Annotated in this window: 17 protein-coding genes; 7 read left to right on the top strand and 10 right to left on the bottom strand. The window is 44.0% G+C overall.

The annotated features are described in order from the left end of the window. Window positions 1-50: 50 nt before the first annotated feature. Window positions 51-749 (top strand): monofunctional biosynthetic peptidoglycan transglycosylase, encoded by a 699-nt coding sequence (gene mtgA, locus LAQ65_RS18080; RefSeq protein WP_224118412.1) that lies wholly within the window; start codon window positions 51-53, stop codon window positions 747-749. Between the two features lie 3 nt (window positions 750-752). Here mtgA and LAQ65_RS18075 read toward each other — a convergent pair whose 3' ends face one another. Genes LAQ65_RS18075 through pnuC form a run of 3 tightly spaced genes read right to left on the bottom strand, consistent with a single transcriptional unit; the run spans window position 753 to window position 3,626 of the window. Further along, entirely contained in the window at window positions 753-2,435 is a 1,683-nt protein-coding gene (locus LAQ65_RS18075) for an ArnT family glycosyltransferase (RefSeq protein WP_224118411.1), read from the bottom strand. Between the two features lie 13 nt (window positions 2,436-2,448). Then, window positions 2,449-2,991 (bottom strand): AAA family ATPase, encoded by a 543-nt coding sequence (locus LAQ65_RS18070; protein ID WP_224118410.1) that lies wholly within the window; start codon window positions 2,989-2,991, stop codon window positions 2,449-2,451. Window positions 2,992-3,005: 14 nt separating this feature from the next. Beyond that, window positions 3,006-3,626, bottom strand: coding sequence for a nicotinamide riboside transporter PnuC (pnuC, locus tag LAQ65_RS18065; protein ID WP_224118409.1), 621 nt, complete (start codon window positions 3,624-3,626; stop codon window positions 3,006-3,008). Window positions 3,627-3,671: 45 nt separating this feature from the next. Between pnuC and LAQ65_RS18060 the strand changes: the two genes are divergently transcribed. Together LAQ65_RS18060 and LAQ65_RS18055 are read left to right on the top strand one after the other, a co-directional pair. After that, window positions 3,672-4,793, top strand: a complete 1,122-nt coding sequence (locus LAQ65_RS18060) for a saccharopine dehydrogenase family protein (RefSeq protein WP_224118408.1) — start codon at window positions 3,672-3,674, stop codon at window positions 4,791-4,793. Between the two features lie 62 nt (window positions 4,794-4,855). Then, window positions 4,856-5,266: an OsmC family protein gene (locus tag LAQ65_RS18055; protein WP_224118407.1), complete on the top strand. Its 411-nt coding sequence runs from the start codon at window positions 4,856-4,858 to the stop codon at window positions 5,264-5,266. Between the two features lie 186 nt (window positions 5,267-5,452). Here LAQ65_RS18055 and LAQ65_RS18050 read toward each other — a convergent pair whose 3' ends face one another. From LAQ65_RS18050 to LAQ65_RS18030, 5 genes are all read right to left on the bottom strand, one after another. After that, on the bottom strand, window positions 5,453-6,202 hold the full coding sequence (locus LAQ65_RS18050; RefSeq protein WP_224118406.1) for a 5-oxoprolinase subunit PxpA: 750 nt from the start codon (window positions 6,200-6,202) through the stop codon (window positions 5,453-5,455). Beyond that, the gene (locus tag LAQ65_RS18045) at window positions 6,199-7,179 is read right to left on the bottom strand and encodes a 5-oxoprolinase subunit C family protein (RefSeq protein ID WP_224118405.1); all 981 of its coding nucleotides are present in this window, start codon (window positions 7,177-7,179) and stop codon (window positions 6,199-6,201) included. The genes LAQ65_RS18050 and LAQ65_RS18045 overlap by 4 nt, the downstream gene beginning before the upstream one ends. Continuing rightward, window positions 7,166-7,858, bottom strand: coding sequence for a 5-oxoprolinase subunit PxpB (gene pxpB, locus LAQ65_RS18040; RefSeq protein ID WP_224118472.1), 693 nt, complete (start codon window positions 7,856-7,858; stop codon window positions 7,166-7,168). Before pxpB ends, LAQ65_RS18045 begins: the two co-directional genes overlap by 14 nt. A gap of 97 nt (window positions 7,859-7,955) precedes the next feature. Beyond that, the gene (locus LAQ65_RS18035) at window positions 7,956-8,552 is read right to left on the bottom strand and encodes a NifU family protein (protein WP_224118404.1); all 597 of its coding nucleotides are present in this window, start codon (window positions 8,550-8,552) and stop codon (window positions 7,956-7,958) included. Window positions 8,553-8,618: 66 nt separating this feature from the next. Beyond that, a complete protein-coding gene (locus LAQ65_RS18030) occupies window positions 8,619-9,011 on the bottom strand; it encodes a MerC domain-containing protein (protein WP_224118403.1) in 393 nt (130 codons plus the stop codon). Window positions 9,012-9,111: 100 nt separating this feature from the next. Between LAQ65_RS18030 and LAQ65_RS18025 the strand changes: the two genes are divergently transcribed. Then, on the top strand, window positions 9,112-9,774 hold the full coding sequence (locus LAQ65_RS18025; RefSeq protein ID WP_224118402.1) for an SCO family protein: 663 nt from the start codon (window positions 9,112-9,114) through the stop codon (window positions 9,772-9,774). 6 nt (window positions 9,775-9,780) lie between these two features. Continuing rightward, a complete protein-coding gene (locus LAQ65_RS18020) occupies window positions 9,781-10,200 on the top strand; it encodes a Fur family transcriptional regulator (RefSeq protein WP_224118401.1) in 420 nt (139 codons plus the stop codon). Between the two features lie 167 nt (window positions 10,201-10,367). Here LAQ65_RS18020 and LAQ65_RS18015 read toward each other — a convergent pair whose 3' ends face one another. Both LAQ65_RS18015 and LAQ65_RS18010 read right to left on the bottom strand, forming a co-directional pair. Continuing rightward, window positions 10,368-12,092, bottom strand: coding sequence for a M3 family oligoendopeptidase (locus LAQ65_RS18015; protein ID WP_224118400.1), 1,725 nt, complete (start codon window positions 12,090-12,092; stop codon window positions 10,368-10,370). Further along, the gene (locus LAQ65_RS18010; protein ID WP_224118399.1) at window positions 12,093-12,647 is read right to left on the bottom strand and encodes a DUF5606 family protein; all 555 of its coding nucleotides are present in this window, start codon (window positions 12,645-12,647) and stop codon (window positions 12,093-12,095) included. Window positions 12,648-12,819: 172 nt separating this feature from the next. Between LAQ65_RS18010 and LAQ65_RS18005 the strand changes: the two genes are divergently transcribed. Further along, the gene (locus LAQ65_RS18005; protein WP_224118398.1) at window positions 12,820-13,233 is read left to right on the top strand and encodes a DUF1761 domain-containing protein; all 414 of its coding nucleotides are present in this window, start codon (window positions 12,820-12,822) and stop codon (window positions 13,231-13,233) included. A gap of 186 nt (window positions 13,234-13,419) precedes the next feature. Then, a complete protein-coding gene (locus tag LAQ65_RS18000; protein ID WP_224118397.1) occupies window positions 13,420-14,625 on the top strand; it encodes a DcaP family trimeric outer membrane transporter in 1,206 nt (401 codons plus the stop codon). Window positions 14,626-14,638 lie beyond the last annotated feature (13 nt).

Genomic DNA, 14,638 nt, shown 5'->3' with positions numbered 1-14,638 from the left:
TGGTCCACCAATTTTTATATCTTGCGGCCACCTAAATATCAAGGTCCTACGTGAAGACAAAAGGTTTGATACCCCGAAGCTGGCGATTTTTAAAGAAACTGTTTCTTTTCCTGTTCATCGGGCAATTTTGCTATATTATTATTTTGAAGTGGGTAAATCCGCCATTCACACTTACACAACTGGGCAACCTTGTCAGCGGCTATGGCCTGAAGCGCGATTATATCAATAAGGAAGAAATGTCGCGTTACGCAAAATTAGCAGTTATATCTTCCGAGGACCAGCTTTTCGCAGACCATAAAGGATTTGACTGGAGGAGCATTGAAAAGGCCATGGAATATAATAAGCGCAAACCTAACCGGGTACACGGCGCCAGTACAATCAGTCAGCAAACTGCAAAAAATGTATTCTTATGGCAGGGAAGAAGTTGGGTAAGAAAGGCACTGGAAACTTATTTTACTTTCATGATTGAATTGGTATGGGGTAAAAAAAGGATCCTGGAAATGTACCTGAATGTAATTGAAATGGGCCCTGGTGTTTTTGGTATTGAAGCCGCATCGCAATATTATTTCCACAAACCCGCCAGCCAGTTAAGCAAAGTAGAAGCAGCAAGAATTGCTGCCGGATTACCCAACCCGAAAAAATTCCTTGCCCAGCCGGCCGGAAAATATGTGACCAGTCGTGGTTTTATTATCCAGCGACAAATGAATAACCTCTCGGATGATTCGGATATCCAGGCCATTATTCAATAGGGCTTATTTAATCACCTTAATGGGAAGCGATGCACTATTCTGACTGAAGAACCCAGGCAGGGAAGAAGCTAGTCCGATTTTTGCACGATAACTTCCGTTTTCCAATGCAATCTTTTTAGAAAAGGAACATTCCCACTGGCCACCGGTCCTTGTGAATTCAGGTTCTACCCTGGCCATTAACGAATCGCCCATGAATATGTCCAATACCGCGGTAACATGGCCTGGAGAGGAAGGGTTCAATAATGCCTGACCAAGTGTATCCGGATATATCGTAAGGGGGAATGGCACCAGCTTTTCGTTTTCGATTTCCAGTGAAGGCAAGGCGCTCTGAAAACGGAGGGCGGAATGACTTTCAAAATGTTCTGCCACTATACCTGCAGTATTCCCCCTGTCTGTTATAATTGGTATGCTTCGCACTTCATTGGCTACCAGGTTATCTACCACAAAAACCTGCCTGCCCTGGAATTTTTCTTCTATAGGCCAGAAATTATAATTGTTACGCCGGTACATGGTTGTGTTCAGGCCAAAGCTGGCATCACAGGTATAAAACCAATATTTGGAAGGGCGTTGGTATGAATTGAGAAATACAACCGGAAGCCCATTGGCTTTTTCCCTGATTGCTGCAGCCCAGGACCTGTTGTGGTGCATTTCATCATTAAACCTGCTTGTAAAAAAGGAGATATCAGTCAGCATATAAATCCGGACAATTACAATGATCAAAATCGTCGGGCTCATTAACCGGTATACCCAACGTACAAGTATTCCCGAATCGGAAAGCCATGCATGTGCAAGGATAATCAGGGGAACTAAGGCCGGAACAGTCCAGTTGGCTTCCACCCTTCCTTTTAAAGTACTAACCAGGAAAAAACCATAGAAACCTGCCATGCTCCATTTTAAAGCCCTGGCAAAAGGATCTGAGGTCCTGAATTTTCCAGCAGCATATAATAATAGCCAACCTATCAAAGGACCAGCCAGCAATATCTGACCACCAATATATTCAAGTGTAAAAGCAAACTGATAGCTTGGTGCATTTCGTTCTTTCAGGTGATATTGTACGGAAGGAAAATCGTGGGTAAACTGCCACCATAAATGCGGACTAAATAGCAATGCGCCAATAATAGCAGCCAGCCAGGCTGGCCATTGAAGTGCAAGTTTTCGGTTACTGATAAATGTGAAAAATATGATTAGTATTCCATGGTATTTACTGTATAGCATTAAAGCCATTACAACCCCCAGTAATACGGATTGTAAGAGATCGGTATTTTGTAAAAACCTTTTGTACTGCCAGAAAAACAGGGCGGTGAAAAATGCCAGTGGAATATCCGGCACAGCCAGGATGCCTCCTATCTGCAATACGCCCATGGATAAAACAATCGCAAAAAACAGGCGTTCATTATCCCGCAGGAGTAGTTTTTGAATGATGAAAATGGTGGCAGTATTCATCAGCGCCATAAATAAACGCACCCCTAATTCATTATGGAAAATTGAATAACCCAATTTGATCAATACTGCGATCATTGGAGGATGGTCAAAATAACCCCAGTCGAGGTATTTCGAATACACCCAGTAATAAGCTTCGTCATTAAGCAATTCCGTACCGGCAGCCTGCACCAGGTTTACCAGCAACCAGCAACTGTAGAACCAAATGGATGGGTGTTGTCGGACGGAGCGGGCAATTGATGACATGGTTTAATTTAAGTTATAACAGAAACTTTTTTACAGCATCTTCAGCCTGGGATAATCTTTCCCCGGCAGCGCCGCTTATGGTAATCCATGGCGTAGATTGATTTACAAGAATATCCTTGTACATGTGGAAAAGCCTTTGTCGCGTTATTAAGTCTGGATATTCCCGTAATTCATCTTTCGTCCACGGAATATCTGTATTACAAAGCAGGTAAAGATCATAGTGCCTGTCAACTATCTGGTCGATGATATATGGATGGCAGTTACCAAATACAAATTCACTCCATACTTTCATCACGTACATATCGGTATCAATAAACAGGAGCGGCGGGTTTTCCCGTTTTTCAGCAACTATTTTTTGCGTGTGCATCTCTTCAAGGGCAATCTGGCCCTTCGCAATTGTAAGCAGGTCTTCATGGGAATAGTCCGTTCCATTTTTTAACAGGTACTCCCTTGCAAATTCCGGGACCCAACTGGTTTGGTAGCGGTTTGCCAACTGTTCACATAATGTGCTTTTACCAGTTGATTCAGGCCCTAATACAACGATCTTTTTTACCATATTGCCTGTCAAAGTTATGGGTTGGCTGCTTTTCTTTTCCAGGCCACTAAACCGGCTATGGCTAAAATCAGTAAAACAATAAACTGAAAACTGGTAAATACATATCCTTTAACAAAATACAACGGAATGGAGGCGGTATTTGTCAGGATCCACCAGTACCAGCTTTCCACTTTTTTCCGGGCCATCAGCCACATGCCGGTATACGCGCTTGCACTAGCCAGGGCATCGGCCCATGGAATGGCCTCGGGTGCAAATTCCTGTTTTAACCAGCTTAAAGCACCGAATATGGCGAAATAACATGCTGTAAAGAAAAGGCTTTGCTGCACCAGTTCCTTGCCGGACGAATAAGTGATGTTTAGTATATGGTGATGTTGTTTATCCTTTTTGGTCCAGAGTATCCATCCGTAAACACTCATGATCGTATAATACAGGTTTACGCTTGCTTCACCCAGTAAATGACCTTTTACACTCAGGAATATATAAAATATCGTATTGATGAGCCCAACCGGGTAAACCAGGACATTTTCTTTTTTACTGAACCAGACACTGCCAATTCCTGCGATCACCGCTATGAATTCCAATAAGGAGGTTTGTTGCAGTCCCGCAATAAATTGTTCCCATATCGAATGTTCCATGCTTAAAAATGCACCAGAATTTCTAGATTGCCTGAAATTGTTTATATGAAAATCGCCGTATTAGGAGCTGGAATGGTTGGACGGGCTATGGCACTCGACCTGTCTGCCAGCCATGAAGTGACCTCTTTTGATAAGTATGAAATGCCTTTGCAGCTATTGAAGGAAAGGAACAATGCCATTAAAACGGTGGTGAATGACCTGGCAGATTTTGCTCAATATAATAATTGGTTATCGCCATTCGACCTGGTGGTTACTGCTGTCCCCGGATTCATGGGCTACCGTACCCTCGAAGCTGTAATTAATGCCGGTAAAGATGTTGTGGATATATCTTTCTTCCCGGAAGACGCGCTGCAGCTAGACCTGCTTGCCAAACAAAAGAACGTGACCGTTATTACGGATTGTGGTGTTGCCCCAGGTATGAGTAATTTTATAATTGGCAGGTACAATGAAACGATGAAAGTGCATAGCTTCGAATGCTATGTTGGCGGCTTACCCAAAACACGGAAAAAACCGTTTGAATACAAGGCGCCATTTTCCCCGGTAGATGTCATTGAAGAATATACACGGCCCGCCCGCCTCAAAGAAAATGGCTTTATCATTGTAAAACCTGCCTTAACAGAAAGGCATTATATGGAATTCGGGGAGATAGGTACCCTGGAGGCATTTAATACCGATGGCTTAAGGAGCCTGCTTTTTACGATGCCACATATCCCGAATTTGAAAGAGCAGACCCTTCGTTACCCGGGACATGTAGACCTTATCCTGGCGTTGCAGCAGGGCGGGTTCTTCGATGAAACCCCATTAGAAATAAATGGGACGAAAATCAGGCCGATCGACTTTTCTTCAAGCATCCTGTTTAAGGAATGGAAACTCGGACCGGAAGAGGAAGAATTTACAATAATGCGCGTGATTGTTGAAGGCGAGCACAATGGTAAATCAGAGCGGATTGAATATAACATGCTGGACCGTTATGACCCTGTTTCCAAAATATCTTCCATGTCACGAACAACAGGCTATACCTGCACTGCAGCTGTTGAACTCGTTGCCGGAAATTTATTCCGGGAGAAAGGTGTTTTTCCTCCTGAACTTGTCGGAAAAAATGCCAGGTGTTTTGACTTTGTTGTGAATTATCTTAAGGATAGAGGCGTTCACTGGATTAAATCCTGAACGGATGAATTAACTTTAATATTTCATATTAATTATTCGCCTAAATTTTAAAAAATAAAGAAATGATTCGTAAAGGAACTGCCGTTTGGAACGGCTCAGGAAAAGAAGGAAATGGTCATGTATCAACACAAAGCGGAGTATTAAGCAAAGTACAGTATTCGTACAATTCCCGGTTTGAAAACGGGATTGGCACTAACCCAGAAGAACTGGTTGCAGCTGCACATGCGGGATGCTTTACAATGAAACTGAGTTTTGTGCTTGGCGCTGCCGGATTTACGCCAGAATCACTGGAAACAATATGTGAGATCAGCTTTGAAGGTGGGGTTCTTGTAAAATCGCACCTGGTTGTCAAGGGGAAAGTTCCAGGCATAAGTAAAGAACAATTTGATGCCTGTGTTAAAGATGCGGAAGCGAATTGCCCGATCTCCAAAGTCCTGAATACAGCAATCAGTTCTGAAGGCACTTTGTTATAAAAATTCTTGAAAGATTACCTGTGCAGCAATGACTGCCAGGGCCAGGGCTATCAACCCACCGGTTATGGTTAACCATTTCGGGTGTTGGTAGCCCTTACTAATCTGTTGTTTTTGTACGGCCAGTAAAAGAATGAGGAGGGAAACCGGCTGCTCCCCGTAAGGCGGTGCGGTTTGAACCGGGCGTCTTCAGGAAGGGGATTGAATCTTAATGTTTTCATTGGCCAGGGCATGGCTCACTTCCCGGGCAAATTCTGGTGCATGCAGGCCATCGCCATGGATACAAATTGTTTCAGCATTTACGGAGAACAGGCTATTATCAGTAGTGGTTACAGCATTTAGCTTCACTATAGAAAGGACCTGCCGCGTAACCTCGTGGGGATCCGTAATCAGGGCATTGTGCATAGACCGTGGTGTTAATTCCCCTTCCGGGGTATAGGTTCTATCAGCAAAAACTTCAGATGCGGTTCTAAGCCCGGCTGATTTTGCTGCACTGATCAACATACTACCTGATAAACCATAAACGATCAGGGAAGGGTTGAAATCTTTAACTGCAGCAGCAATTGCTTTCGCAATTTCCATATCCCGGGCTGCCTGGTTATATAAAGCACCATGAGGTTTAATATGGTGCAGGTTGATTTTTTCAGTCTGGCAAATGGCGGCCAATGCACCCATCTGGTACAATACGCCTGCATAAATTTCGGAGGGGGAAATATGCATTATCCTTCTTCCGAAATGTTCGCGATCCTCATAGGAAGGATGCGCCCCGATTGCAACATGGTGTTTTTTTGCCAGCCGGACTACTTCCATCATGGTAAGGGCATTCCCGGCGTGGAACCCGCAGGCAATATTCACAGAACTGATGAAGGGCATGATGGCTAATTCATTTCCAGTACCTTCACCAAGGTCGCAATTGATGTCTATAACGGTTTGGCTCATGTGAAAATCAGGGCATAGTCTTTTTGCAGATTTGCCAGCTGTTCTTCCCGTTTTAAATATACAGTTTCCGCTTCTGCTATAGTGACCAACCTGAATTGCAACTGGCAACCGGCAGATTTTTGCGCAAGCAGGGGAAGGTCGGCACTGATTACCTGTCCAATTCTTGGATACCCGCCTGTGGTTTGTGCATCTGCCATTAAAACTAATAATTGCCCATCCGGACTAACCTGAATTGTTCCGGGTGAAACGGCAGATGATATAACCTGCTCGTGCTGGCCGAGTTGTAAAGCAGGTCCGTTAAACCTGTACCCCATTCGGTTCGACATTCCTGTTAGTTCAAAAAGCGAAGATGCCAGCAATTCCCGGGCTGCTGGTGTAAACCAATCATATTCATGCCCTGCAATGATGCGTACCGAATTCCTGGAATGGTCTGGTATTGCTGTGTTAGACAAGCGAAGGTGATGTTGCGCGCCCGGCCGGCAGATATGGCGTACAATTTTTTCCGCCTGCGTGGTACGAAGAACAGCCGTTGGAAGCAGGTCACCAGGCCTCAGTAAGCGGCCATTAAAACCACCGAAAGAGGCGCCGAGGTGCGTAGAACGGCTATTTAAAACAGGTTTTATCCGAATTCCACCATGAATAGCCAGGTAGCTGATTCCACCGCCGGGCAAAGGGATTAGCCGCAGCTTATCACCAGCTTGTAAAAAACAGGGTTGCCAAAAACTGACGGGATTATCGTTCACAAAAACATTAAATCCTTTACCCCCAGCTACAATCAATTGGGGATGGCTCATTTCCGTAAGCCATTCACCTCCTGTGATTTCTACAAGAGCTGCGTCCTGTTCATTGGCCACCAGCATATTACACAGGAATGCACTGGTTTTATCCATTACCCCACCCACATGGATTCCCTTGTTCCTGTAGCCAAAACGGCCCATATCCTGTATTGTGGCCATGCCTGTTTTAAGTATCAGCATATTGGTTCAGGTAATTAAATGTTTGCTGGTCGATGGGACTAAACAATACCCGGTCCCCAGCTTGCAACAGGCATAAATCGGGGTCAAGAATGTTGAACATCCTGATTGGTGTCCGGCCGATAATATTCCAGCCACCCGGACTCTCAAATGGATAGATACCGGTTTGCCGGCCGGCAATACCTACCGACCCTGCAGGCACTTTTAATGCCGGCGTAGCTTTTCGGGGGGTATCAAGCCGTTCCGGAACTATTCCCAGGTAAGGAAAACCCGGACTGAACCCTACCATAAAGACATAGTAAGGCTGGCTTTGGTGTAAGTAAATAATTTCTTCCCTCGAACAATTGTGAAATGCGGCCATTGTATCCAGGTCGGGCGAAAATGGCGGGTCGTAGCAAATAGGCAGGATATGTTCTTTTCCCATCACAGGCCCAACCTCCACTCTTTCCCTTGCTGCCAGCTCATCCAGCCACTGGAAAACAAAAGCTTGCGGAGATTGCCGGTAACGCCTGGAAACCAACCCCGGATCAAAAAAAACAGAAAGGCTGTTATAGGCAATGGATACATCCAGTAGCCCCTCAAACCCGGTTTGCCGAACTTCGGTTAACAGGCCCAATAGTTCACGGTGACGGTCAATAGAAATCTCCGTTCCGTAAGAAAGTGTCAGGGCTGATTCTGACAGGGGGTAGATGGAATAAGAATGGCGAATAGGAAGACTATCAATAGGTTAATAAGAAAATACCCTATCAATTTACAAAAAGCAATTGGAATAGTTCGTCTTATTCGGCTTCTGCCACCACTTCTTTAACTTCGGGGATCATTCTTTTCATCATGCCTTCAATGCCGGCTTTCAGTGTAATCATGCTGGAAGGGCAACCACTGCAGCTTCCCTGCAACATCAGGTTTACAACCCCTTCTGTATAACTTTTAAACTGTATTGCACCGCCATCCATTTCAACAGCTGGCTTAACATAATTTTCCAGTAATTCTTTAATCCGCTTCACCACGTCATCATCATCGGCGCTAACCGTGTTACTGCTCTGTTGTTTTGTGGCTGCCACTTCATCTTCATTAACCACTGGTTTTCCTTCTTCCAGGTAATCTTTTAAAAACTGGCGTATGGAAGGGATCACATCATTCCATTCTGTTTCCGCAGTTTTAGTAAGGGTAACAAAATTACTGGCAATGAAAACACTCCTGATAAAAGGGAAACCAAAAAGCTCTACAGCTAATGGAGATGGCCTGGCGCTTTCCATATCAGGAAGGTCAATGCTCTTTCCGGGGTAGAGCAACTTATTGGCCACAAATTTCATGGTCTCCGGATTGGGCGTCATTTCCGTATAGATACTAATAACAGGATTTCCGGTCTTAATCATAATTCAACAGATTTACTGGCAAAAATAACAATTGCGGGGTGGGAAAGTTTGTGAAATACGGAAATCTTAATGGTTACAATCCCCGGCATGGCAGTGGTTTGCCTTCTGGCAAAGCTGAAAATTGCGAAAATGGGCAAAAATAATTGCTGTTACGGCTGGAACCAGGAACCACAATTGCAGATAATGCCACCGTTGCTTGGCCAGCAAAAAAAGGATGCCAATTCCAAATATGATTACGGGGCCGGCCTTGTGGTGGTGGCTTTTATAACCGTGATAGAGTGAATTTGCGCCTATTGCTGCTGCGGAAAAGATCATAAAATACTCAAAAGGCACATTTTCAACGATGTTGATGCCAAAAACAGGCAGGCTTGTCAGTAATAGCGGCAAGACAGCGCAATGTATCGCACATGCTACCGAAGTGGCAATTCCCAAAGCATCCAAATTGATTTTAAATGACATAAAGAAGCGCAAAAATAGCAAGATGCAACTTTGTTGCAAAATTTTTCTTCTTATATACTATTACGGTCAAATCGCTTTTGTGGCTGTAAATTTGTGCATTATGAGTAAGAGATCCTGGTATTATATCGCCTTTTTCGGGTTGTTGTTCATTGGTTTTGTATTTGCAATGTCAAGGGTAATTCCTGGTTTTACATCCGTAAAAATGCCGGTATTGAGTTATGTACAGCCTTTTCATTTCCAGGACCAGTCGGGGAAAGATTTTACAGATCGTGATGTGGCCGGGAAAGTTTATGTGGCCGAGTATTTTTTTACAACTTGTCCGGGTATTTGCCCCAAAATGAACAGGAACATGAAAAAAGTATTTGACCGGTTCAGGAACGAACCCGGTTTTCTTATTCTTTCACATTCTGTTGACCCGGTTACCGATAGTGTTGGCAGGATGCGGATATATGCTGATTCGCTGGGTGTGAACGGAGCAAACTGGCATTTTTTAACCGGCAGGAAAGATAGCCTGTACCAGGCTGCAAGGGTTAGTTACCTGCTTGATGATCCCAAAAACAACAATGAAAAGATTGAAGACCAGTTTATCCATACCCAGTTTTTTGCATTAGTGGACAAATCTGGCCGCGTAAGGCGAATTTATGACGGATTGAAAAAAGAAGAAGTTGATAAACTTATTGAAGATATTCCTGTTCTTCTTGAAGAAAATGAAGCGACTGGCTCTAGGTTTTCAAATGGATTATTCAATAACAATCCCCAATAATTGTTTATGGAAGCTGCCATTCAGGATTTATTAAAAAAACACCGGTTAAGCATTACGGAAAGCAGGGTGAAAATCCTGGAATTGTTTCTTGCTCAGCAGGGTGCGCTCGCTCACGGGGATATTGAGAAGCGTACCGGTGAAAAGTTTGACCGGGTTACTGTCTATAGGACACTTCAGTCTTTCATGAATAAGGGCATTATCCATACCATTCCCACGGCTGATAATAGTATCCGCTATGCATTGTGTAAGGACAATTGTGCGGAAGGGCATCACCACGATAACCATGTTCACTTTGTTTGCGATGATTGCGGAAATACTGTCTGCCTTGATGAAGTGACTATCCCAACTATCAAATTGCCCCTGGGCTTTACACCAAAACAAGTGGAAATGGTCATAAGCGGCAAATGCAGGGAATGTAAGGGATAAAAAATAAAGCCCCGATGTAGACACACCGGGACTTTTGGTTAAGGCTCTGATTAGTAGCTATTTTTAAAGAAGATTTCTCTTCTAAGTGTTTTCCTGTACAAATATATTGTTATTAATCATTAAATAAAATAATTTTCTATACCCTAAAGTGGTAATTTTTTGCAGCTTCAGCTTAATTTGTTTATTTCTTTTCCTACAAATTCCATTAAAGTTTTAACACGATCCGGGCCCAGGTCAAAAGGAATGCCTGCAGCTTTATACAATTCCGGTAAAGTCCTGGTTCCGCCAAGGGCTAATGCCTGGCAATAATTATCCAGGGCCTTTTCCTTGTCCTCCTTGAATTGCATCCACATACCTATTGCCCCTAATTGCGCAATGCCATATTCGATATAATAAAAAGGCACTTCAAAAAGATGCAATTGCTTTTGCCATCCGTACTTCCTGAACTCTTCCAGTCCGCTATAATCCAGGACACCAGTCGAAAATTCATTATTAATGGCCATCCATTTTGCAGCTCTTTCATCCTCTGTATGGAAAGGATTTTCATAAATCCAGTGCTGGTATTTGTCAATGATTGCGATCCATGGGAAAATTGTTATTACCCTTTCCAGCTGGTGCAGTTTTGCCCGGACCAATTCTGCATTATCATTAAAAAAGCTATTCCAGTAATCCATACTGAACAATTCCATGCTCATGCTGGCTACCTCAGCAACTTCCATGGGGTATTCTTTAAACGAACTCAGTTCCAAAGGGTGCGCCAGGAAGGAATGTACCGCATGGCCACCTTCATGGACCATAGTGGTGACATCATTCATTTGTCCGGCAGCATTCATAAAAATAAAAGGCGCACCAGTTTCAGCAAGCGGGCAGTTATAACCACCCGGCGCTTTTCCTTTCCGGCTTTCCAGGTCAAGCCGGCCCATTTTTTTCATCGTAACCAGGCAGTCTGCGAAAAAAGGCCTGAGTTGGCGGAAACAGGCGATTGATTTCTCCAGCAACTCTTCCCCGGTATGGAAGGGTCTTAAAGGTGCGGTACCTTCAGGCTCCGCCTCTGTGTCCCATGGACGCAGCGTATCGAGGCCTAATTGTTTTTGCTTATGTTTATAGATTGCTGCAACAAGCGGAACTACATGGAGCTTTACTGCGTCATGGAAAGCATAACAATCTTCTTTAGTATAATCAAAGCGGCCCATCTCCACGAATTTGTAGTCGCGGTAATTTGAAAAACCTGCATTTAAGGCAACCTGGTGGCGCTTTTGGACCAATTTTGTAAACAGCTCATTCAGCACTTCCTTGTCCTGGTACCTGCGTTCATTGATTTTTCTATAGGCAGATTCCCTTACTGCGCGATCCGGATTTTCGAGGAATTTTGTCGCTTGCTGCAAAGTGTATTCCTTCTCATCAATGGTCACTGTCATTTTACCGGAAACCACACCAAAGTGCTGCGCCATAACGCTGAGTTCGGCCTGCAGTGGTATATTTTCGGTACGGAACAGGTCTATTGATTTTCTTACACTGCGCAGGTAAGTAAAGTATTTTTTTTCATCTAACTCCTTGGTATATACGCAATCTATCAGCTTCCTGTTCAGTTGGTCTGCATAGGGCTGGATCTGCGGTTGAATTTCCATCACGAAGAAAGTAAATGCCTCTTCAAGTGATTTGTTTTCCGTATCGCAGGTCATGCGGATCTGGCGCCAGCAAGCATCTTCGCTGATTACGGCCTCCAGTTCGCTCGAGTCCTTCATCCATTTTTCGAGTTCTGCACCAGACATAATGGGCCTTTCGAGCAGCTCCTTAAAATAAGGCTCCAGGTTTTCCCATGTTGTGATGCTGAACCCTTCCGGAAGGAATTGACGGGGTGCTTTATGGATATGTGCTGAGTATTGCATCATTTATTCTTCTGACTTTTTCTTACGCGCGGTTTTCTTCGGAGCTTCGCTGGTTTCCTCATCGGCAGCTGCCTCTTTTTTAGGCGTTTCTTTTTTCTTTGCTGCCTTAACCGGCTTTTCTGCAACAACAGGTGTTTCTACAGCTTCTATTTCTTCAACAGTTTCTTCAGCCGGTTCAGATAACTTGAAAACCACATCGTTTTTCTTCAGCACTTCAAACCACTTCACCATTTTCTTCATATCGCTGGAGTAAACGCGCTCGAAGTCCATATCAGGATAAACCTTCTGGAAATAGGCCTTTAACTGGGCCGCGTCTTTTCCATCGGGAAGCTTATCGCTGCTTTTATCCATTGATTGGAAAATATCCACGAGGTTCACATTATCACGCTGGGTATAAATTTCGATGCTTTCCAGGTGAGAGAAATTGTGCACGCGGGAAGAGACGAATTTTGTGGTTTTATCATCCAGGGACCTGACAATGGCGCCATCGGTTTTGCTGCTAACCATTTCAAACAATCCGGGCAATCCGGTTACTGCAATTATTCTGTTGTATTCCATATCTCAATATTGTAAAGGACGTGCAAGATAATAAAAATGCACAGGCATCCATCCTTTCACCAAAACTGGTGGTTTCAGGTATTTTGGGGTCAGGCCTGCGCCAACTTCTCTAGTAGCCTTAATTATTGTAAAAAACAGTAATAAGACTTAAATTAGGGTACAATTCATTTTTATGGATATGTCCTCAATCAACTGGCTTGCTGTACTGGTGGCCGGCCTTTCAGGATTTGCAACTGGCGGTATCTGGTATTCCCCCGCCTTATTTGGTAAACAATGGATGAAGGATAGCCAGCTTACCGAAGCCGATATTAAGAATGGCAACAAGGCTAAGATCTTTGGGTTTACCGCCATTTTTTCTTTGGTTATGGCAGCCAATCTGGCCATATTCCTTGTAGATACGCCCCAAATGAAAACAGATCTAACCTGGGGTGCTACCGCCGGTTTCCTCGCGGGCATCTGGACCTTCTGTGCTATTGCCATTCATAGTTTATTTGAGTTAAAAAGCTGGCGGCATATCCTGATTAATGGCGGCTATAGCCTGGTTGCCCTGACCATAATGGGGGCGATCATCGGGTTGTGGCGGTAAATATTTTTTAATTACTTATTTACTAATTGATTAAGCTGCGACATCTGGAACGTGATAAAGATCAGACCTGATATTGACCTTAATCAGGCTTGCGCCGGCTTGAACGGGCTAGTTTTATATTGCAAATCAATGTCTTTGATATGCACTTTTATTTTCATTGGCTGATTAACTTTTAAAACTGGGACTATGAGAAAGAAAATCCTGTTCATTTTACCCCTCTTTATGCTTTTCTGCCTGGTTTCCTATTCCCAGGACTCAGCGAAGCAAAAAACCCTGGAATTTTATGGCTTTGTAATGACTGATATCGGGTATAACTTCAAGCAGATACAAGGAGACTGGTTTGATGTTGTCCGGCCAACAAAACTGCCCTCTTATAAAAATCAATATGGCACGGACGGTAACGCTTACTTCAGTGTTCGCCAGACCAGGTTTGGTGTAAAAGGGTACACACAGACCCCTTTAGGTTTGTTAAAGACGCAATTTGAATTTGAAATGTTTGGTACCGGTGTGGATGCCGGACAAACCACCATCCGACTTCGCCATGCTTATGGAGAGTTAGGCAAATTTGGGGTAGGCCAGTACTGGAGCCCTTTCATGGATATTGATGTGTTCCCAAACACGGTGGAATATTGGGGACCCTCTGGTATGGCCTTTTTCCGTAACGTACAGATCAGGTATATGCCGATCCAGGGAGATACCCGCCTGACCATTGCATTGGAGCGCCCGGGTGCCAGTGCCGATGGTGGCGTGTATGCAGACCGTATAGAACTGGCAGATGTGAAGCCCCGCTTCAAACTGCCTGACCTGTCTGCAGAATACCGTTATGCCGGAAAGTTTGGATATGTTGAGCTGGCAGGTATCCTGAGAAAGATCGAATGGGTTGACCAGGGAACAGACCAGTATGACCTGAGTGGCAACGCACTTGGTTGGGGCCTTAACCTGAGTACAAACCTGAACCTTGGCACGAATAGCATATTTCGCGGATCGCTGGTTTATGGGGAAGGAATCCAGAACTATATGAATGAAGGACCTGCTGATATCGGTGTAAAGAATAATCCAGGTAATTCAATCAGCCCGGTAGTAGGTAAACCACTTCCGCTGACAGGTATTGTTGCGTTTGTGGATCATAACTGGAACAAGAAGTTCAGCACTTCTATCGGATATTCATCTGTTGATATTAAAAATACAGATGCTTCATCTCCCAGCGCTTTCAAGAAGGGTCAATATGCAATTGTAAACCTCCTTTGTACCCCTGCTCCCAATTTTATGTTTGGCGCAGAATTGCAATATGGTAAAAGGGATAATTATACTGATGGATTCAGCTCAGATATTACCAAGCTCCAGTTTAGTTTCAAATACAACTTCTCCCAGGCGTTTTATAAAAATAACTGAGCAAAACTTTATA

Origin of the sequence: Flavihumibacter profundi, assembly GCF_020076305.1 — a bacterium.
Lineage (GTDB): Bacteria > Bacteroidota > Bacteroidia > Chitinophagales > Chitinophagaceae > Flavihumibacter > Flavihumibacter profundi.
Note: the sequence above shows the minus strand (reverse complement) of the source record. Positions and strands in the feature narration are given on the sequence as shown.